The organism is Mucilaginibacter robiniae (genome assembly GCF_012849215.1).
Taxonomy (GTDB): Bacteria; Bacteroidota; Bacteroidia; order Sphingobacteriales; family Sphingobacteriaceae; genus Mucilaginibacter; species Mucilaginibacter robiniae.
This window is the reverse complement of sequence record NZ_CP051682.1, coordinates 4,015,311-4,035,534: the sequence shown is the minus strand read 5'-3', so window position 1 is coordinate 4,035,534 and position 20,224 is coordinate 4,015,311. Positions and strand designations below refer to the sequence as shown.

Genomic DNA, 20,224 nt, shown 5'->3' with positions numbered 1-20,224 from the left:
ATGCCTAGTGTTGAATAAGAGTACCCTCTTTTTCAGAAGAAATATTCTCTTTTAGGTAATCGGCGAAGTAATCTTGCACATATTCGCGTAACGCTATTTTCCATTCGCGCATAATGTTCATATTTCTGAGCTGCAGCTTTTTATTAATAAGCCTTTCTGAGGGTGGTCGGGGTGCAAAATAGGTATCTTCAAAATAGCCGGAAGGCACTTCATGAAAAGCTACCTCATTTTCCATACCTAATATTTTAACCAGTTCCTGCGCCACTTCAAGTCTGCTGGTTTCACCATTACAAACCATGTTATACAAGCCCCAGTACTCGTTTTCAATCAATAACTTTACATTTTTAGCAAAATCAACAGTAAAGGTAGGTGTACCATCTTTATCGTTTACAATATGCAGGCTACGGTTGCCGCTAATAAGTTGTTTAATTATTTTATTAATAAACTTTTTATCTTTTTTTGGTCCTCCCCCCATCATCCAGCCAGCGCGGCATACCACATACCGTTTTGCATTTTCACGAACATAACGTTCACCCATGTATTTGGAACGAGCGTAATGGCCAAGTGGATTAGGTTCATCCCAATCGTCGTAAAAATCTTTTTTACCGTCAAATATGCCTGCCGTACTAATATAAAGTAGTGGTATGTTTAACTTATTAGCTATAAAAACAGCATTTTCTACCGATGTGGTGTTGGTTAAATATGTATCATCCGGATTAAGTTCGCAAAACTCCAGATCCGTATAAGCGCCTAAATGAAACAGATAATCGGGGTTGAAAGCTTCTACATCACTTTTATACTTTTCAAAATCTCGAAAATCTAAAAAGTTAAGCCATTTTTCATTTACATCTTTATCAGTACATTTAAGTTCATAATCATTATTAAATATGCGATAAAAGGCTTCCCCAAGCATTCCACCTGCACCCGCGATGTAAATTCGTTTTTTCATGTAAAATGTAAAGCTACTACAACACTTTGGTTTAGTGTTCTACAAGCAGCAGAATATGTTTTTATATAAATAGTGCTAACCCCAAAAATAAGCTTTTTTTACTGACAGCAAGAATGTTTTTTTAAACACAACTTTAACCACCATGCAATATATGCCGCTTTTATGCTGGCACATGCCAGTATCAATAACGCTCAAACCATTCATTTTATGTTTATTACTGACTGAAAAATGTGGTATTTTGAGCTACTTATTTATATAAGAAGGCTTAACATTACATTATACATAAATAATAAGCTTTTTGTTTATTAAGCATCCCTCCATATAATCATTTTATTTTATTCATCTTTACCTTCGCTATTGAATTTCTTGTTGTAAATGAATATTCTTGTTGTAAACTGGACCTGGTATCCAAGTGGTGGTGATTGGACATATGTTGAAAATGTATGTAAATTATATGAGCAGAAAGGACACCATGTAATTCCGTTTTCAATGAAAGATGAAAGGAACTACCCTTCTGCTTATAGTAACTACTTTATTGAAAACATTGACTATAAAAAAGTAAATAAGCGAAGCTTAACAGCCGGATTAAAAGTAGTTAGTAAAAGTATTTATTCTTTTGAAGCACAAAAGAACTTAGAAAAGCTATTAACAGATGTACATATAGATTTTGTACATATCAATGTTATTCATCACTACATCACCCCTACTATCTTAAAAATTATCAAAAAAAGGAACATTCCGATTATCTGGACTTTTCACGAATATACACCTCTATGTCCTGATAGTACCTTTATAAGCCACGGGCAAGTATGTGAAAAATGTTTTGGTGGAAAGTTTTACCAGTGCATTACCCATACTTGTAAAAAAGGTTCCCTTTTAGCCAGCACCGTAGCTGCTCTTGAAAATTACGTTCATAAATACCTTAACTACTATGCCTATGTAGATTATTATGTATGCCCCTCTGTGTTTTTATACGAGAAGTTTAAAGCTTTTAACTTTTTCACCGATAAACTGGTGCAGCTTTATCATGGATACGATTATGCTGAAATTGAAACTGCGAAAGCTACTACACCTGCCAGCAAAGAAAAATATATTGTCTTTGTAGGTCGCCTCGAAAAAATAAAAGGAGCAAATACATTATTGGTAGCTATGCAGTATTGCCCAGGAGTACAACTCAAAATACTGGGTACAGGTACGCAGGAAGAAGAACTTAAAGCATTTGCCTCTACTCATCAGTTAACGCAGGTTAACTTTTTGGGTAAACAAAGTAGGCAACAAACTTTGCAGATTATTAATAATTCTCAGTTTTTGGTTTGTGCGTCAGAGTGGTATGAAGTTTTAGGCTTTACAATAGTTGAAGCTATGGCTTTAAGTAAGCCGGTCATCGGATCGGCTATTGGAGCTATACCTGAAATGGTGATTGACAATTATACAGGACTGTTATACGAGCCCGGCAATGCTATAGAGCTGGCTGATAAAATCAAACTTCTTAATGCTAATCCTGATCTGGTAGCAAAATTGGGTGAAAATGCTTACAAACATATCACTCAACTTATCAACACGGAAAAACACTTTGCGGGTTTACAACAATTAATACCATCCTTATAATCAACTGCTAATTTCCTCTACCACATTCAGGTTCATTTTAAACAAGCTGAGCTTACACTATAATTTAACTACCAACGTTCAAGATTCGATAATTTTGTTGTGACTTCATCAAGTAAAAAATCTTTTTTAATCTTAGTTATCTTCCACATACAACAGACTTGGCACTATAGTCTTGTAGCTACAGACTAATTTAATATTTTATATTTGCACCTATCAATTTAATGTAGTTTTTACATGCGCATTCAACATCTACTTATTATACTCTTTTTCCTGCTGATTCAATTTCCTCAACATCTCGCTGCTCAAGGTATGTCTATGGCTGATATACCAAACTTGAAAGTAAGTCAGCTTAATGATGAACAAATTACACAAGCCTGGAAAAAACTTCAAGCTTCTGGAATTTCTGAACAAGATGCCTATAAATTGCTAATTCAAAAAGGTGCTCCTGCTACTGAAGTGGAAGCTTTGAAAGAACGAGTGACACTGTTAGGTTTAAACAAGCCTATTGCCGCTAAACCCGCCGCTACTGATAACAAAAATATTGATTATTCAAGAGGCACTAATGACTCTGTTATCGTACCTAAGCCGGTTAAACCTGAACCAGCTCCACCAGCTCCGCCTATACTTAACATTTATGGAACCGACTTTTTTAACCAGACTACTATTAAGTTTGAACCTAATTTTTCTTTGGCTACACCCAAAGGCTATGTACTAGGTCCTGGTGATGAAGTTATTGTACTTTTAACCGGCCTTAACGAAAGCACAGTTCGTACCAAAGTTACACCAGAAGGAAATCTTCAAATTCCGTATGCCGGTATTGTTTACGTAAATGGCTTTACTATTGAACAAGCTACTAGCCTAATCAGGAGCAAAATGGTTAAAGTTTACCCGGCATTAAATTCCGGGCAAACCCATTTGGCCGTAAACTTGGGTAATACTCGAACTATCAAGATTACTATAGTTGGGGAGGCTAAAACGCCAGGTTCGTACACCTTATCCTCTCTATCTACCTTATTCAATGCCTTGTACACTTCTGGTGGCCCTACTCCAAATGGTTCATTACGATACATTGAGCTCATTAGAAACAACAGGGTTTATAAAACAGTTGATTTCTATGCTTTCTTACAAAAAGGTTTATTAGATGGCAACATCCGCTTAGAAGATCAGGATGTGATTCACATTCCTGTTTATCGTAAAAGAGCAGGAATCAGTGGCGAGGTAAAAAGGCCCGCTTTATATGAGTTGAAGGATAATGAAACTTTAGAAGATTTAATTAGCTACGCTGGTGGTTATACTGATGTTGCTTATAAAGGCATTGCCAAAATAGATCAGGTGGCTGCTAAGGAAAGAGAAGTAAAAGATGTACCAGCTAATCTTTTTTCTAACTATGTTCCGCGTAATGGCGATATGGTAAAGATTGGTGCAATTACCAACCGGTACACAAACCGTATAGTGCTGGAAGGCGCTGTTTACCGCCCTGGAATATATGAGCTTACCGCTGGTTTAACGCTGTCGCAACTCCTCAAGACTGCCGAAGGTTTAAAACCAGAAGCTTACATGGAGCGTGGCTACATCAAACGGACCTTACCTAACCTGGAAAAAGATTTCATTTCTTTTAAACCAGGAGATATATCAAATGGATTGAACGATGTTGCTTTATTGCGCGAAGATTCGGTAGTTATATTGAATCGTGACGTATTTGTTAATAACCAGAAAGTAACCGTAAATGGATTTGTTAAAAAACCTTCTATTTTCACTTATCGAAAAGGATTAAAACTGGCTGATGCAATTGCTATGGCAGGTGGTTTTAGCAATGAAGCAGCTGATCATCATATTGAAATCTCCCGCATTATTAAAAACGAATCGGATAGTGTGGCTAACCAGCTAGTGAATACGTTTGTTGTAGACATAGATGATGTTACCGCCCATAATCAAGATATAGAGCTACAGCCAATGGACTACATTTACGTTCCAAGATTGGTTAATTACCGTTCATTAGGAAACGTGAGCGTAAAAGGTGAAGTGGTATTTCCAGGCGACTATGCTGTACAGAAAAGAGATGAAACAGCACTTGACTTTTTGAAGAGAGCTGGTGGCATTACCCCATATGGTTCCGTTGAAAATGCACAGGTATTTCGTAGAGGCACTCGTGTTAACCTAGATTTGACGGCTAAAAACGGTAACATTAAAAACAACAAGGATATGATTTTACTCCCTGGCGATAGTATTTACATTCCAAGAGTAATATCGTATGTTGAAGTATCAGGGGCTGTTAATAATCCACAGTACATCAGCTATCACGGACGCAGATTTAAATATTATATTAACGCAGCTGCCGGTGTAACACAAAATGCACGCTTAAAAGGCTCATATATCAAGTATGCTGACGGTTTAAACAAACCGGTGAGACACTTTTTATTTTTCCGAAACTACCCTTCTGTAAAACCTGGAAGTAAGATTGTGGTTCCGGAAAAAACTCCAGACAGCAGGTTCAAAATCAATTTTGGCGATTTAGGTGGTGTGGCCGCAATACTTACCGCCATAGTAAGTTTAGTAGCTATTATACATAAATAAGCACATGATTCAGGAAAATATTCCCTACCCCTACGAACCAGAGTTTTCATTTAAAAAACTATTTAATGATCGATTAAACGACATTAAATATGTTCTACAATTTAGAAAAACATTGGTAGCTGTATTAATTGTAGGTGCTGCCTTAGGTGCTTTAACTGCGTGGCTCTGGAAACCTACCTATACTGCCCGCCTCACATTTGTAGTTGATGATTCGAAATCATCAGGAGGTAGTAGCGGGTTAGCTGCTCTAGCTGGGCAGTTTGGTTTAAATATGGATTTACTAGGTGGAACTAACGGCGTTTTAGCTGGCGATAATGTGCAGGAACTTATAAAAAGCCATAAACTAATTAAAGCTACTTTACTTACAGCTTATGATAATAGCCAAACTCTAGCTGACCGCTATGCTGCGGTAAATAAACTCAATAAAAAGTGGCTTAAATATAGCCCGAATGGGAAAATTGTTCGTTTTCCATTAAACGGTGATCACAACAGTCGCTTACAAGATAGCTTATTGCATGAAATGACCACACTGATTTTAGGTGGTGAATTTGGCATTACAAAAACAGATAAGAAATTAGGCTTTTTCGAAATCAACACTACCATGAAGGATGAAAAATTGGCTCAGCTTTTCTGCATCCGAATGATTAAACAAGCAACTGATTTCTTTATCAGCACTAAGACTAAACGTGTTCGTAATAATATTGCTCGCTTGCAACACCGTGCAGATAGTATCGGTATGATACTGAACCGAAGAACGTATAATGTATCCTCAGCCAATCAGAACTTACTTAATCTAAACCCAGCCTATACTAGTGTAAATGCTAATATAGAGGTTAGGGAACGTGATAAAATTGTGTTAAGTACCATCTTCTCAGAAACAGTTAAAAACCTGGAAGCCAGCAAAGCTACGTTAGCACAGGAAACCCCAACAGTACAGATTGTGGATGAGCCAGAGTTACCATTAAAGAAGAACAGGTTAAAATACTCTTTAGCGATACCAGCTGGAATGCTGCTGGCTGCACTATTGTTAAGCTTCTATCTGCTACTTACTCGTAAGCAACCAGTAACAACTGAGTAAATTTTATTTATCATCATCGGTTAAGCTCTATTTGGAAATATTCAATACTAAAATCATCTGCATACAAAAAGAGCAAAAATGAGTAACATTTTTGCTCTTTTTGTATATTGACAATCTGGTACAGATGACTAAAATTTGCCTCTGTAAATCATGTAATAAATAGAATTACATTCCACTAAAGGTTTATTGAAATCTTATAAGTTCATGTATTCTTTTTCAGTGGTAGAAATATGGTGATTCAATTTAAGTGGTTTAACGTTATCTAAAATATCCTCTTCTACTGTAATAACTGTTTCCTCCTCATTAGGCAGATACTTCTTGATGCTAAATGTATAAATGCTTAAAGCTAAATTCAGGCTAATTACAGCAATTTCAATTGTAGCTACTAATTGGTTATTACCAATGCCCTGGCAGAAAATAGCGATCAGCATAGCAATGAGTGTTGTAGTAACCAGCGTTAGTGTAGCTTTGGTATGATTCATACCAACAAATAATAAGCGATGATGTATATGATTGCGGTCAGCTTTAAACGGCGATTCATTACGCATAATACGGATGGTAAAGATACGAAGTGTATCAAATACAGGCACAATAGTTACTGCGAATGGAATAGCTATAGGTGCAGATATAAACAGACTATTAACGTAAACTTGATTAGCTGTAGCAATATTCAAAAACTTAATACTTAAAACGGCTGACAAAAAACCAAGCATAAGAGACCCTGAATCTCCCATAAAAATCTTTGCAGGAGAAAAGTTGTAGATGAGAAAGCCTATTAATGATCCGGCTAAAGAAAGACATATGTAAACCCAGCCAAGTTCATTACATGAATAAAACAAATAGGCATATAGTAAAGAACCAACTACACCCAATGATCCGGCCAAACCATCAATGCCATCTATTAAATTGTAGGCATTAGTTACACCAACAATTAAAAATACACTTAAACCGATACTGAAAGGATAAGACAAATGATGAATTTCTAAAAATCCTCCCAAGTCCATGATGCGTACATCCCCCAAAATCACAATCACGAAAGCTGCTAAAAATTGGGCCAGGAACTTTTTCAAAGGATCAACTCCTATGATATCGTCCTTTATACCAATAATAAATATGATTACCCCTCCCGCTAACAGATAATTGCACTCCTTTAAAGTTTCCGGTTTTACAAAAAGAGCAAGTGCTATCAGGAAGCCCGTAAAAATGCCCAAGCCACCTAAGTTAGGCGTAATAGATTTATGAATTTTGCGCTTTTCGTGAGGAGCATCAAACAAGTTCTTTTCATGAGCAATTTTTATTATAGAAGGAATTGAAAATGCAACAAGAACAAGGCTGGTGATAAAGGTAAATAATAATGTCATTGACGGTCTAGATTATGCATGTAAAATTAAGAACTATTTTATAATAAGGACAAATAATTGTATTAATAATAAATCTTAATACATTGTATTACTTCATTAACAATAATCAATGCACTATTTTAATCTCAATTATTATGCGTACATAACAAAAATTAATATAATTGATTTACCAGCTATCAATAGCTATTTTTATGAAAAGACATTTTGGTACTATCAGGTTTATCATAAGCTATTCTCTAGAAATTAGTGTTTTAAAACCGATAAAGAATATGAATTTTGCTCCCTTAAACAATCAAACATACTGCCACTATAGTATCAATACCTATATAAATTAAACTTATACCACAGTAATAAATTAACTACAACAACAAAGTTAAACTATGAATTACAATATGCGCATTTTATTTTCATTTATAGCATTATACGCTATTAGTTATAATTATGTAACAGCTCAAGAAAAAAATTTTGAGCAATGGTCATCAAAGGCTCGAGAACAAACGCAAAGTGTACCAGTTGCTGGCGCGCTTACGGTAGAAGCTTTTGGAGCAATAGGTAACGGCAACGCTGACGATACTCAAGCTTTCAGAACTGCCTTTACTTATGCACGAGATCATGATTTATCCGTCATCAACTTATCTAGCGGTAAAAAGTATAAAATCAGTAATAATATTGATGTAGATTATCGAGGTCAAGGTCAGCTAGAACGTCGCGGATTACAGCTTAATGGAAATGGTGCTTCTATATTCCTTTCTGTTAAAAATGGCAATAATGGGTACTTTGCTTTTAATATTCTGACTGATGATCGACCACAGCAGAACACTAAGTTTAACATTAACAATGTTTGGTTTTACACAGATAATGTTAATCGCCCTAATGGAATTTATAACAGCCATGCTTGTTTCACCACAATCAACAACTGTGTATTTTACCAGTTAGGTACAGCTATTAACTTCCAGTATGCCGGCATGTGCCGGTTTGACAATTGTTACTTTTGGGGATGCGTTGATGGCATAAAAACTTACCGCTGTAAAGACTCTTATATTGATGGCTGCCATGCTTTCGCCTGTGATAAGGCTTTTACAATTGAAGGTGTAAACAATGCTGGCTCAGACGGTAACATATGTGTGGTAAATAGCGTGGCTAATTCCAGTACTCAATACAACTTACGAATGAAAGGCTTATACACTCCAATGATAGCTAATTGCGTATTGGAACAATCTCCCATGAACTTGTTTGTGGAATCATGCCAGTTTGGCAAGTTAAGCAATGTATTTTCCGGACCAGGGAATATTGCTTTTGTATCTACCGGAAGTGATTTAACGAATGATTATTGGAACATTGCTAATTTGGATGCTCAAGGTAAAATAGAACTTGGCGGTTTAAAATTCAGTAATGTTACCGGCTTTAAAGTACATGGTGTAGGCTCTGCTAATAACGAGGCTAATGCAGCCATACAACTAAGTAACTGTGACGAAGTTAATTTTACGGCCTTAACTATTCGTGATAGTCGTGACCAGTTAGCTTGGTCTATGGCCTTTGCTCCAAATTGTTCATCCATTACCATCTCTAACTTAAATGCAGATAGAAGCATATTGATGAAAGGCTCCTCCTCTCAACGCCCTGGACGCTTCTTTCTGACAGGTTCAATTATCAATGGCATTGTTATTACTGAAGATAAACAATACAAAGCAAGTGAGATATTTGAATACATTGATTCAGGTAGTAACACCTTCCACAGCAACAAACCAAATAATCATTAATTCTTTATTCATAATGTGCTATAGCTTATGGAAGTTATTGTATAAGCTATAGCACATTGTATAATCATCTGACCGATTAGTTACAATAGTCTACTATGTATAACTGCATTGTTTATAAGCAAAGAGATGCAAATAAAATACTTCCTTAATGATTTAAACATCTCTCCAATCACTAATAGCCTGATAATACAAAATTGCTAAATCAGATTTTTGGCGATTACCTTAGATTTTAGTTATCCCGCTGACTACTGTATTTGCCAATAAAAAAGCTATTCCTTTTTGGGAATAGCTTTTTTATAATTTAATAACATTAGCTTTTAAGTTTAAAAGCAACCTTAAAGCTGTCTGTATCTTTATTACTTTCCTTTACACTGTATCATGACCTTAACAGTTTTCACAATAATACTCAAATCAGAATTTAAGTTGATATTCTTCATATATTGCATGTCATAATGAATACGGTCGCACATTTGTTCAACGTTTTCAGCATAACCATAATGAACTTGACCCATTGAAGTTAAACCTGGTTTCAAATACAACAACTTTTTATAATCAGGCACCTTTTCAACAATCTTTTCAATGAAGTGCTGACGTTCAGGACGAGGACCTACAACGGACATATCACCTTTCAAAACATTCCAGAATTGAGGCAATTCATCTAGTCTTGTTTTTCTAATAACCCTTCCCCACTTTGTAATACGTGGATCATTATCCTTAGATAATTGAGGCCCTGCTAACTCCGCATTAATATACATACTACGGAATTTGTAGATGTAAAAAGGTCTTCCATTACGACCTATTCTCTCTTGTCTATAAAAAGCCGGACCTCTAGAACTAGCCTTGGTAATTAGGTATAACATGATAAACACAGGAATACCACTTAGCATAACTAATGATGCAAACCCAACGTCAAAGCCACGTTTCAATAATTTAACCCTTAATCCTACTTCCGATTTAGATGAAATTTGCAAAACCGGCACGTTGTGATAATTTACTAACTTAGCGTAGTTGTTATCGAGTATTAAATCTGATACTACTTTGATACTGATAAAATTAGTTTCACCAAAGTAAATCAGCTTATTTAATAAGTCATTATCAATTTTTTTGTAACAGATAAAAACTTCGTCGGGAGCTTTTGATAATAAGTTATTGTACAACTCACTTTCTGACATATCCATCATCTTCTGTTCTGAAATGATGTCCAAAAGGTTGTAACCATATTCAGGGTGATCAGAAAACGACATTAATAATCTTTGTGCAATATCCTCATCACCAATGATTATAACTTGTCTATTATTGTAACCCTTTTTACGAATATAGTCCAGAAAAAAGAACAGTGATGACCTAAATACTAGAATAAGCACTAAAAAGAACACATAGCTTGTAAATAAAAATACTTGCGATACAGCATTCAATTTTAGTATGTAAATAATAGCAAACACAATAGATAAGTGATAAGCCAACGTTATTAAAAACTTATTTAGGTTATCTCTTAAAATCAAAGGTCTTCTAACGTAGTAACTCTTTGATAATGCGGAAGTAGCAACCCATATTGAGTTTGCCAACACTATAAATATTGATTCAGTATTTGTTAAAATAACTGAACCAGTTAGCAATAACTGAGCTGCATACAGTGCAATATTTAACAATATTAAATCAAATGTAAATACAAAACCGGGGAGATACTTGGAATAACGTATTGACATGAGTTTTAAATTAAATTATATTATTAATCATATTTGCAAATGTCTCATCAATATACATACCAAGTTATAAATTTTGCAATCAAGTATTCTTTATAGTATTAATGTTCTCAAGAAACGAGCTAAACTGTTGTTTGAACCTTGCTGTTGAAAACTGAGCTGCATGTTCAGCAATAACTTTAGGATCAAATATTTTATCATTATTATCAAAATATTTTACAGCTTTTTGTATTGATTCTACATTGGGTTCTTTAAAAAAAATACCCGTTACGTTTTCAACAACTGTCTCTAAAGCTCCACCTTTTCCATAAGCTATTACCGGAGTACCGCAGGCTTGTGCCTCAACTGGCAATATGCCAAAATCCTCCTCTGCTGCAAATACAAAGGCTTTTGCTTTTGATAAATATTGTTTCAATTCATTAAAAGGCTTGTAACCTAACAGTATAGTATTAGGTGCTGCCAGCTTTTTAACCCGATTGAAGTCTGGCCCATCCCCTATTACAAAAAGCTTTTTATCGGGCATGCCGGCAAAAGCTTGTACTATGAGATCAATGTTCTTATAAGGCACAAACCTTGAACAGGTAAAGTAATAATCATCTTTATCTGTAACCATTCCAAAATCTTCGGTAGCTACATTAGGATATATTACTTCGCTTTCACGGTTGTATAGCTTTTTTATACGCTTGCCAATGTATTTAGAATTAGCTATAAAGTAATCGACACGGTTTACACTGATAATATCCCAGGTACGTATGCGATGAAGTATGAGTTTAGCCAGCATACCTTTAACCCCCGTTTGCAAGCCGGCTGCTTTCAAATATTGATGATGCAAATCCCAGGCATAACGGATTGGCGAATGGCAGTAACAAACATGCACTTGCCCTGAATGTGTTAGTACTCCTTTAGCTACCGCGTGTGAAGAAGAAATAATCAGATCATAGGATGCCAGATCGAACTGTTCTACAGCTAAAGGAAATAAGGGTAGATATGTCCTATACCTGGTTTTGGCAAAGGGTAATGATTGTATAAATGAAGTGGTAACACGATGATTTTGTAAACCCAGCTTTTGAATAGTTTCTGGTTGTGCAACCAAGGTATAGATATCAGCATCAGGAAATAATGAGGCTATCTCTTTAAAAACATTTTCCGAGCCACCAATAATGGTTAGCCATTCATGTACTAATGCTACTTTCAATTTTAATTAATTTATAGTTAAAAATCGGGTTACTTAAAGCTATCATGATAGAAGCTCGTTGAAAATACTGATATGTTGCTTAATAGCTTGTTGCCAGGTAAATTCAGCCACATGCTTTTTGCCTGCAGCTACCAATTCATTTTTCAATTGATCATCCGTTAAAATACGAGTTATTGAATCAGCTATATTTTGAGCATTTAGCGGATCAAAGTATACAGCAGCATTACCACATACTTCAGGAAGGCAGCTTGCGTTAGATACTGCTACCGGGCAATTGTTAACCATAGCCTCTAGTGATGGCAGACCAAAGCCTTCATATATAGAAGGGAATACAAAGACAGAAGCATAGTGATATAAGCTATTCATGTCTTCATCAGCTACAAATCCAGTAAAAATAATTTTGTTTGCTAAACCAGGTTGTTCTTCTATCCAGTTAAATAAAGCAGTATCTCCTGTTATAAAGCCGTCCTTTTTGCCCACAATCACCACCTTATATTGCTCTTGCAGGGCTTTATCTAGTAATAAATATGCCTCTAGAAGCTTTCTTAAATTTTTATGCGGCTTTACATTACCCACATATAACAAGTACTGCTTGGGTAACTTATACTTGAATTGGAGTTCATTTATATTACCAATTTTAGCATCACTATTTACTCCATTATGAACAACATTTATTTTTGTTGCAGGTACCGCAGTATATTTTATAAGTTCGTTTTTTGAAAAGTTAGAAACAGTTATAATGCGCTTGCTTAACTTGACTGCTGCACTAATTACCAGCTTGGCATATACTCGTTGAGGCAAGCTTAACTGACTACTAAATGCTAAATGATATACATCATGAATTGTAACAACCCTCTTTTTTCCTTTTATAGGTAGTAATGGAACATTATAATGTGGCGACCAAAACAAATCGCAACTTGGAATTAGTTTTCTTAATCCTAATTGCTCTTTAATAGAGTATATAGGTTCATAAAAGGGAATTATACTTACTTGGCGTTGAAATTGAGTAAGCTTCGCTGGATCACCTAGTAAAGTAATTTGACAAGTACCTATTAAACCACCCAAAATATTTTTTAGATAAACGCCGATACCAGAAGCATCGATCATACGAGCATCAACAACCAAATGCATAACAGAGTAATAATTTGATGTCCATCATCTTTTCAGATTAAATAGCAACTGTATTATAGTTTATAGCTACTTTTTACTATTAAATTACAGCTCCGCTACTTTCAGTATTCAAAGCTAAAGTTGGCTTTTCAGAAGTTTGTTTAGCATGTTTTAAAGCTAGATTAAACAGAAATAGAACTCCAAAAATTATGAAGTTTAAGTAAAATCCAAAAAATCCAGCGGTTATAGGTAGCGAGCCAATAAATCCACCTGCGGTGAAAGCAACAAAAACAGCCATATTATTTCCTGTAACAGCAGCAGTTTTGATTTTTTTATCAATATACCGCATAGAGTAGCCCATTAATATACCCAATATGATTACACCTATAATACCAAAATTTAAGTATACCTCACCAAAGGTACCAGGCCTTATGCCAGGGTGTTCAGTTATGCTATAGCCTGCCATTGTAGCGGTTACTTTTCCAATTGACCATCTGGTACGGTAAGCAGATAAACTACTCGGTATGAAAGACATGAATGCAGCTAGGTAAGTTTTTCCATAAAAATAATTACCATCCCATAAGGACAATACCCAAGATAGGTCCCTTACATCAGAAAACGAGTTACCATAAAATATTTCAGCCAAAATACCAGCACCACCACTACCCGACCGGAAAAAACTTAAAAGTGTTATTAATGATAACGCGCCAACCCCAGCTATGGCTAAGGTGATCAACTTAATCCGACCATGTTTTCTAAAGTAAATCCAATTAGTGAAATATCCCAATAAAGGCCCAACAGCACCGCCCCTTGAACCAATAAAAAGCGTTGCTGCAATAAAAACGGCAAATAAGACTTTATCATATCGTTTATTAAACACAAATATTCGCGCCAGAATCAAACCACTTGCTATGCCTCCGATAGAATTGGTTAAATTGAAAACAGGTCTTAATCCTTCATTCAATAAAAAATACCCTCTAGGATTGTTAATCATTCCTGCCCGAAAAGCCAACAGGAGTACAAATGTTAGTAATGCTATGTAAATAGCAATTAACACAGATGGAATGATTTTACTTTTTATTATCGATTCAGTCATATAGCCTATGCTGAGCTTTAAAGGCATCATCAAAAACCAGTTAATCGGATGCTTATAAGAATATATTCTAAAGATAGTTCCCCCTACAAAAATGCTTAAAAATCCGGTTAATGTAATGAAGAATGAGGCATCGATACTTCTTTGTGCCAAAGCTAAATTACGTTCGCCTATGGTAAGTACATTAGGAATAGCTGATGCAAACGGATACATAAGCAGGAAGGTAAAAAAGTAACTCATGAACAACGAAAAATGCCAGAAGTCAATTAACCAACCTGTTCTTTTATAAGAAAAATACCAAGAAACAAAAAAAGCTATAATTAGAACAATATCAACAGTCATTAGCACGGGGCTAATTCTGATTATACCATAAAAGAAATCATAATTTTCCATGAACAGACCACTATCCCAAGCTTTCCAAAGTACCAATTAACAATGATAACTGATCAGTGTTATTTAATGTATTTTGGTTAATTATATTACCTGATTCAATTACGTGCACAATACAATCCTCAAATTCTTTGCTGTTTTCCGGATTAATATAAGCTCCTTTCTCAAATGTAGCTTCTCTCAATTCAGGAATATCAGTTACTACGACATTTGTACCACATAGCATAGCTTCACGTGCGGGCATTCCAAATCCTTCGTAGCTTGATGGGAAAACAAAGAGCTTTGCACCGTTGTAAAGATAAGGCATTAATTCGTCAGATACATAACCTAAGCTCATTACCTCTCCCGGATATGACTGAATCATGCTTTGGATATGTTCAGCCTTCCATCCTTTTGAACCCACTAATAAAAGCTTATAGGGTTTAAGTTGCTCCCTAACTTTTAAGTTGATAAAAGCTTTGATGGTTTTATCCATATTTTTACGTGGCTCTTGAGTAGATACCGTTAAAAGATAAGGATAGTTAATATTTAACGATTTCAGCTTTTCCTGAACAAGACCATCTTCTATCACCTTGTATGGCTTATCCATAATAGGATGTACAACCAACGTAGTATCAATATGGTGATACTGCTTCAGTTTATCCGCTGTTCCGTAAGAATTAGTAATAATAACAGAGGCTTTTTTGATATCCTTTTCAAAAAATAGTTTATCTGTAACTAACCTCAACCGGCTCATAGTTTCGGGTGCTATAATTGCATTTAAATCATGCACTACCGAAACTATCTTTTGGGCTTTGATAAACAGTGGCACAAAAGCATCTCCCGCAAAAAAAATATCGGGTTTATCTTGATTGATTAGCCTGAAGGATAATAATTTTGACCATACCATGGGTTTTATTTTACCCATGCGCGCATTATCCTGGTAAACAGTTATTTTATCTGCTCTTAAGCTACACTCCAAAGGCTTATTGGTGTATATGCTAAATATTATGCTTTCAGTATTGTCACATATGTAATTTAGCAAGTTTAACACATACTTTCCTACACCAGTAAGTTTGCCTTGTAACAGACGGCCATCAACGCCAATTTTTATCATATGATTAAATTGCTAGTTCTTTTTCAACAGCATTCAACGCTTCTGAAAAAAACTCCCCTTTAATTAGCTTCTGTTGTATGCTAATACAATTGTTCTTTAATATCACATACTCTTCGGCCGGAACGTTCAATGTATTCAAATCTTTTAGTGTATCGATCAGAATACCAATTTTATTTTTTTGAAGCAGCTGGCCTATTGCTGATGACCGGGGTGCAATTACCGGCAAGCCAGCAGCTAAATACAAAGAAACTTTATGCGGATTATTAAATTTTAAGTAATTACCTAATATCGCATCTAGTTCATTAATATCATCTCCATCCCAAATCAAACCAAAATCACCTTTTAAATGCTGAACAATTTCATCGGGTGGATAAACACCACACCACTGGGTGTTACTTCCTAGTGTATTTTCTTTTATCAGGTTAGGTCCGTATACATTAAATTTACAGTTTTGAATATCGCCTAAGTGATAAATGAAATTGCTTTTGTTTAAATTACCTGCAAATGCAACAGTATTCAACTTGGTTGATGTTCCTTGTTGTAAGGGAGCCTGCTTTGCTAAATAGTCAAATATACCTAGAGAAACCATTTTAGAGGTAACACCTTTACTCTTGAGCCACTGCAACATAAGCGGGTTATGTACAACTAAAGCATCATAATAATTTAAATTATTAACCTCTTTGGCAACTAAGGCCTCATCAGTACCTCCCAAACGTAATGATTCCACATCATGAATTATGCAGAAGAATTTAATGCCTTTTAAATTTGCAGCTTTAATAAAGTATTTAAACACATTATTCAGCATAGGATATTGTATGCCAATTAATGATCCTTTTTCAACCTTAACTAGAAATTTGCATATAGCAACAAAAGCATTCAAATAAAATTTAGCTTTTCTGCCAGCTTCGTTATTTACCGTTAAAGTATAATCCTGGTAACCAGCAGCAGTGAAAATTTTATTACAGTCAGCTACCGCTTTAGTTGACGCTGAATTATTTATTTTATCACTATACTCAAATATAGTGAACTGATATTTGTGTTTAAACATGGAAAGGTGTATGGCCGAAGAAAATTAGTCTTGAAAAACATCTTTCACTTTTTTCAAAGCCGAACCAATAATCTGGTGCATATCATAATACTTGTATTCGGCTAAACGCCCCCCAAAAATAACTTTGCTTTCCTGATCGGCCAAATCCTTGTAATTTTTGTAGATATCATTATTCCTGGTATCATTTATTGGATAGTAAGGCTCTTTCTCGGCTGTCCACTCCTGCGGATATTCTTTGGTAATAACTGTTTTTGGCTGTGTACCAAATTCGAAATGCTTATGCTCAATAACACGGGTATAGGGTACTTCACGCTCGTTGTAATTCACCACCGCATTACCTTGGTAATTATCCGTTTCTAAAGTTTGGTGTTCAAAATTTAAACTGCGATACTGTAACTGGCCAAATTGATAATTATAATATTGGTCGATGTTGCCGGTAAATACCACTGTATCAGCTTGGCTCTCCCACTCTTCACGGTTTTTGAAAAAATCTACATTCAGTTTTATTTCAACGCCTTCAGTTAAAGCCTCGGTCAGTTTATTATATCCCCCAATAGGAATACCCTGATATTTATCGTTAAAGTAGTTGTTATCGTAAGTAAAACGTACTGGTAAACGCTTAATAATAAACGCTGGCAACTCAGTAGCTGGGCGGCCCCATTGCTTTTCAGTATAGCCTTTAATTAACTTCTCGTAAATATCGGTTCCAACAAGTGATAGAGCTTGCTCTTCTAAATTAGCCGGTTCTTTAATATTTAATTGATCAATTTGCGATTGAATTTTAGCTTTAGCTTCTTCAGGTGTACGTACTTTCCATAATTGATAGAAAGTATTCATATTAAAAGGTAAGTTATAAAGCTCATCTTTATATACTGCTACAGGGCTGTTCGTATAACGGTTAAATTCTACAAATGAATTTACGTATTCCCAAATATGCTTATCATTAGTATGGAAAATATGCGCACCATATTTATGTACATTAATTCCTTCTACATTTTCACAATACACATTGCCGCCTGCATGTGACCGCTTGTCGATAATCAAACACTTTTTGCCACGCTGTTTAGCTTCATGTGCAAATACTGACCCAAATAAGCCAGCGCCTACTATTAGATAATCATAGGTTTTGGTAGTTTCCATTCAATTGTTTTTATAAGTGATGATATTAAAATGTATCCGGACGCATTAAGTTTACACGTGCCCTACTGACAACAAAGCTAACTAAATCCGCGATATTAAAAATTGAGTTAAATGTTTTAAGTCCCAATTTGAATGCCGGTCCTGATGGCTTAGCTTTTCTTACTACGTATAACAAGTAAGACAAAACCACCATGTTAAAAAATTTCTTATCGAAGTATCCTGATTGATTGTTAGCTAAAACAAGCTTTTTTAACCATTGTAGATATTCATTTAGTTGGTTTAAATTTAAAGCTTCTACTTCAACCAGGCCCAACTTTCTGTGCATAAGTAATTCATGCTCTGTATAAGATAGTATACCTAGCTTTTTTAAGAAATATTGATACATATTATAGTGTATCTCATCTAATACAGCCCTATTACTTGCTTTGATAACAGAAACGTTAAAACTATGAACACGATATTTTAACAATATCTCCGGGACATTAGCAAACTTGATGTGATCTATTGCTTTCACCCACATGCCATAATCTTCTGCATTAGTAAAATGTTCATCATATCTTAACCCATGCTTTTCAAAACTTTCCCGCCTGAACATTACTACCGGGTGAAATATAGGATTTAGGAAAAATAGCCGTACTTTGATATGTTCATGTTCGGTAGCGGCACGCATGATATTACTTTCTGAACCAAACGTTTGCACCCAGCTGCCTACAAAATCAACATCAGGGTGTTGTTCTAAAAACTGAATTTGTTTTTCAAATCGTTGCGGATGAGATATATCATCCGCATCCATGCGTGCTATATATTCTCCCTGAGCCAAGTCAAGCCCTTTGTTTAATGTTTTAACTACCTTTAAGTTTTGCTCGTTGGTAATAACTTTTAATCGGGTATCTTGATATTGTTGTAGTATTCCAAGCGTCCCGTCAGTTGAAGCATCATTTAGAACTATAAGTTCAAAATCTTTATAGGTTTGATTTAATATACTATCAACAGCTTCTTTAATATATTTTTCTGTATTGTAAACAGGGAGAATTACGCTTAATTTAGGCATTTATTTTCGTGAACGTTTTTTAAACAAAAATTTATTGAAGATGTTTTAATAGATGTAAATTTTACAACAATAATCACGAGAGAATAAAATTTCAGCAATCATCTTGCTTAACTATATTGTTCTGACTAGTAAAATTTATATCATCTTCGCTGTACAAAACTTTATATCACTTACTCTTACATCTATTATTTATATAATGAGAATTGCAATATTAATGTTAGCTCACAAAAACATTGAACAATTGGATAGGTTACTCAACAGATTAACCCAAGATTTTGATGTTTACCTGCATTTAGACCAGAAGTGGCAAATTAACGAAAAACACTTTGATAAATATACCAATGTATTTCTAACAAAACGATATACTATCAATTGGGGCAGTTACCAACAAGTACAAGCTGATGCTGAATTATTTACTCAAGCTTTTAAGAAAAATTATGATTACTATCTACTTATTAGTGGTCAGGACATTCCAATCAAATCAAATAAACAGATTATTACATTTTTAGAAGAAAACAAAAATGTAAGTTTTGTTGATCATGAAGCCTTTCCTAAAAAGGCATGGGCCAATGCTTTTGATGGTGGTTATACCAGGGTTATATATTATTATGGTTTCGATTTTAAAAAGAATTTTACTGGCCTTGTACTTAAAAAAGCGCTTGCATTAGTTAGGCATATTCAGAAGTTAACAGGTATTAAGCGCAAATTACAACCTTTAAAGTATTATGGTGGCTGGAACTGGGTTAACTTGAACCGATCAGCCATGACACATATTGTAACTTACCTGGAAAAACATCCAGAGTTTTTAGAATCATTTAAGTACACACTATGTGGTGATGAAGTTTGGATACAAACTGTATTGATGAATTCTGATAATAAAGTTATCAATAAAGAACTACGCTATACAGAATGGATACCTGGTGCTGAAAACCCCAAAACAATCACTATGCAGTCTTTTGATAATATTAAAACATCTGAAGCGTTGTTTGCCAGAAAATTTGAGCCAGATGTTGATGCAGCTATCATTGACAAAGTTTATGAACTAACAGCATAGTAACATTAAAAGGC

The 20,224-nt window shown here is 35.0% G+C and carries 15 protein-coding genes; 5 read left to right on the top strand and 10 right to left on the bottom strand.

Translation table 11 applies throughout. The annotated features are described in order from the left end of the window. Nucleotides 1–4: 4 nt before the first annotated feature. Nucleotides 5–949, bottom strand: coding sequence for an SDR family oxidoreductase (locus HH214_RS17650; RefSeq protein WP_169609861.1), 945 nt, complete (start codon nucleotides 947–949; stop codon nucleotides 5–7). 375 nt (nucleotides 950–1,324) lie between these two features. Between HH214_RS17650 and HH214_RS17645 the strand changes: the two genes are divergently transcribed. From HH214_RS17645 to HH214_RS17635, 3 genes are all read left to right on the top strand, one after another. Continuing rightward, nucleotides 1,325–2,557, top strand: a complete 1,233-nt coding sequence (locus HH214_RS17645) for a glycosyltransferase family 4 protein (RefSeq protein ID WP_169609858.1) — start codon at nucleotides 1,325–1,327, stop codon at nucleotides 2,555–2,557. Between the two features lie 315 nt (nucleotides 2,558–2,872). Then, nucleotides 2,873–5,131: an SLBB domain-containing protein gene (locus tag HH214_RS17640; protein WP_211166245.1), complete on the top strand. Its 2,259-nt coding sequence runs from the start codon at nucleotides 2,873–2,875 to the stop codon at nucleotides 5,129–5,131. A gap of 4 nt (nucleotides 5,132–5,135) precedes the next feature. Beyond that, a complete protein-coding gene (locus HH214_RS17635) occupies nucleotides 5,136–6,209 on the top strand; it encodes a hypothetical protein (protein ID WP_169609854.1) in 1,074 nt (357 codons plus the stop codon). Between the two features lie 194 nt (nucleotides 6,210–6,403). Here the strand turns inward: HH214_RS17635 and HH214_RS17630 are convergent, their stop codons facing one another. Further along, nucleotides 6,404–7,570, bottom strand: coding sequence for an MraY family glycosyltransferase (locus tag HH214_RS17630; RefSeq protein ID WP_169609852.1), 1,167 nt, complete (start codon nucleotides 7,568–7,570; stop codon nucleotides 6,404–6,406). 392 nt (nucleotides 7,571–7,962) lie between these two features. Here HH214_RS17630 and HH214_RS17625 point away from each other — a divergent pair, with 392 nt between their 5' ends. Beyond that, nucleotides 7,963–9,330, top strand: coding sequence for a hypothetical protein (locus HH214_RS17625; RefSeq protein WP_169609851.1), 1,368 nt, complete (start codon nucleotides 7,963–7,965; stop codon nucleotides 9,328–9,330). A gap of 356 nt (nucleotides 9,331–9,686) precedes the next feature. Here the strand turns inward: HH214_RS17625 and HH214_RS17620 are convergent, their stop codons facing one another. From HH214_RS17620 to HH214_RS17585, 8 genes are all read right to left on the bottom strand, one after another. Next, nucleotides 9,687–11,036 (bottom strand): sugar transferase, encoded by a 1,350-nt coding sequence (locus HH214_RS17620; protein ID WP_169609849.1) that lies wholly within the window; start codon nucleotides 11,034–11,036, stop codon nucleotides 9,687–9,689. A gap of 79 nt (nucleotides 11,037–11,115) precedes the next feature. After that, a complete protein-coding gene (locus tag HH214_RS17615) occupies nucleotides 11,116–12,228 on the bottom strand; it encodes a glycosyltransferase family 4 protein (protein WP_169609847.1) in 1,113 nt (370 codons plus the stop codon). 42 nt (nucleotides 12,229–12,270) lie between these two features. Then, nucleotides 12,271–13,359, bottom strand: coding sequence for a glycosyltransferase family 4 protein (locus HH214_RS17610; RefSeq protein WP_211166244.1), 1,089 nt, complete (start codon nucleotides 13,357–13,359; stop codon nucleotides 12,271–12,273). A gap of 79 nt (nucleotides 13,360–13,438) precedes the next feature. Beyond that, complete coding sequence (locus tag HH214_RS17605) at nucleotides 13,439–14,824, bottom strand: O-antigen polymerase (protein ID WP_169609845.1); 1,386 nt, start codon at nucleotides 14,822–14,824, stop codon at nucleotides 13,439–13,441. 10 nt (nucleotides 14,825–14,834) lie between these two features. Further along, nucleotides 14,835–15,917: a glycosyltransferase family 4 protein gene (locus HH214_RS17600; protein WP_169609843.1), complete on the bottom strand. Its 1,083-nt coding sequence runs from the start codon at nucleotides 15,915–15,917 to the stop codon at nucleotides 14,835–14,837. 4 nt (nucleotides 15,918–15,921) lie between these two features. Beyond that, nucleotides 15,922–16,965 (bottom strand): hypothetical protein, encoded by a 1,044-nt coding sequence (locus tag HH214_RS17595; RefSeq protein ID WP_169609841.1) that lies wholly within the window; start codon nucleotides 16,963–16,965, stop codon nucleotides 15,922–15,924. A 24-nt stretch (nucleotides 16,966–16,989) separates the two neighbouring features. Then, nucleotides 16,990–18,105 (bottom strand): UDP-galactopyranose mutase, encoded by a 1,116-nt coding sequence (gene glf, locus HH214_RS17590; RefSeq protein WP_169609839.1) that lies wholly within the window; start codon nucleotides 18,103–18,105, stop codon nucleotides 16,990–16,992. A gap of 25 nt (nucleotides 18,106–18,130) precedes the next feature. After that, nucleotides 18,131–19,156: a glycosyltransferase family 2 protein gene (locus HH214_RS17585; RefSeq protein ID WP_169609837.1), complete on the bottom strand. Its 1,026-nt coding sequence runs from the start codon at nucleotides 19,154–19,156 to the stop codon at nucleotides 18,131–18,133. Between the two features lie 103 nt (nucleotides 19,157–19,259). On the opposite strand from HH214_RS17585, the gene HH214_RS17580 reads away from it, so the two are divergent. After that, nucleotides 19,260–20,210 (top strand): beta-1,6-N-acetylglucosaminyltransferase, encoded by a 951-nt coding sequence (locus HH214_RS17580; RefSeq protein WP_169609835.1) that lies wholly within the window; start codon nucleotides 19,260–19,262, stop codon nucleotides 20,208–20,210. The last annotated feature ends 14 nt before the right edge of the window (nucleotides 20,211–20,224 follow it).

Bases quoted from the DNA above. Each gene is read 5' to 3' on its own strand.
- HH214_RS17650 (WP_169609861.1), bottom strand. From the start codon at position 949: ATGAAAAAACGAATTTACATCGCGGGTGCAGGTGGAATGCTTGGGGAA.
- HH214_RS17645 (WP_169609858.1), top strand. From the start codon at position 1,325: ATGAATATTCTTGTTGTAAACTGGACCTGGTATCCAAGTGGTGGTGAT.
- HH214_RS17640 (WP_211166245.1), top strand. From the start codon at position 2,873: ATGGCTGATATACCAAACTTGAAAGTAAGTCAGCTTAATGATGAACAA.
- HH214_RS17635 (WP_169609854.1), top strand. From the start codon at position 5,136: ATGATTCAGGAAAATATTCCCTACCCCTACGAACCAGAGTTTTCATTT.
- HH214_RS17630 (WP_169609852.1), bottom strand. From the start codon at position 7,570: ATGACATTATTATTTACCTTTATCACCAGCCTTGTTCTTGTTGCATTT.
- HH214_RS17625 (WP_169609851.1), top strand. From the start codon at position 7,963: ATGCGCATTTTATTTTCATTTATAGCATTATACGCTATTAGTTATAAT.
- HH214_RS17620 (WP_169609849.1), bottom strand. From the start codon at position 11,036: ATGTCAATACGTTATTCCAAGTATCTCCCCGGTTTTGTATTTACATTT.
- HH214_RS17610 (WP_211166244.1), bottom strand. From the start codon at position 13,359: ATGCATTTGGTTGTTGATGCTCGTATGATCGATGCTTCTGGTATCGGC.
- HH214_RS17605 (WP_169609845.1), bottom strand. From the start codon at position 14,824: ATGGAAAATTATGATTTCTTTTATGGTATAATCAGAATTAGCCCCGTG.
- HH214_RS17600 (WP_169609843.1), bottom strand. From the start codon at position 15,917: ATGATAAAAATTGGCGTTGATGGCCGTCTGTTACAAGGCAAACTTACT.
- HH214_RS17595 (WP_169609841.1), bottom strand. From the start codon at position 16,965: ATGTTTAAACACAAATATCAGTTCACTATATTTGAGTATAGTGATAAA.
- glf (WP_169609839.1), bottom strand. From the start codon at position 18,105: ATGGAAACTACCAAAACCTATGATTATCTAATAGTAGGCGCTGGCTTA.
- HH214_RS17585 (WP_169609837.1), bottom strand. From the start codon at position 19,156: ATGCCTAAATTAAGCGTAATTCTCCCTGTTTACAATACAGAAAAATAT.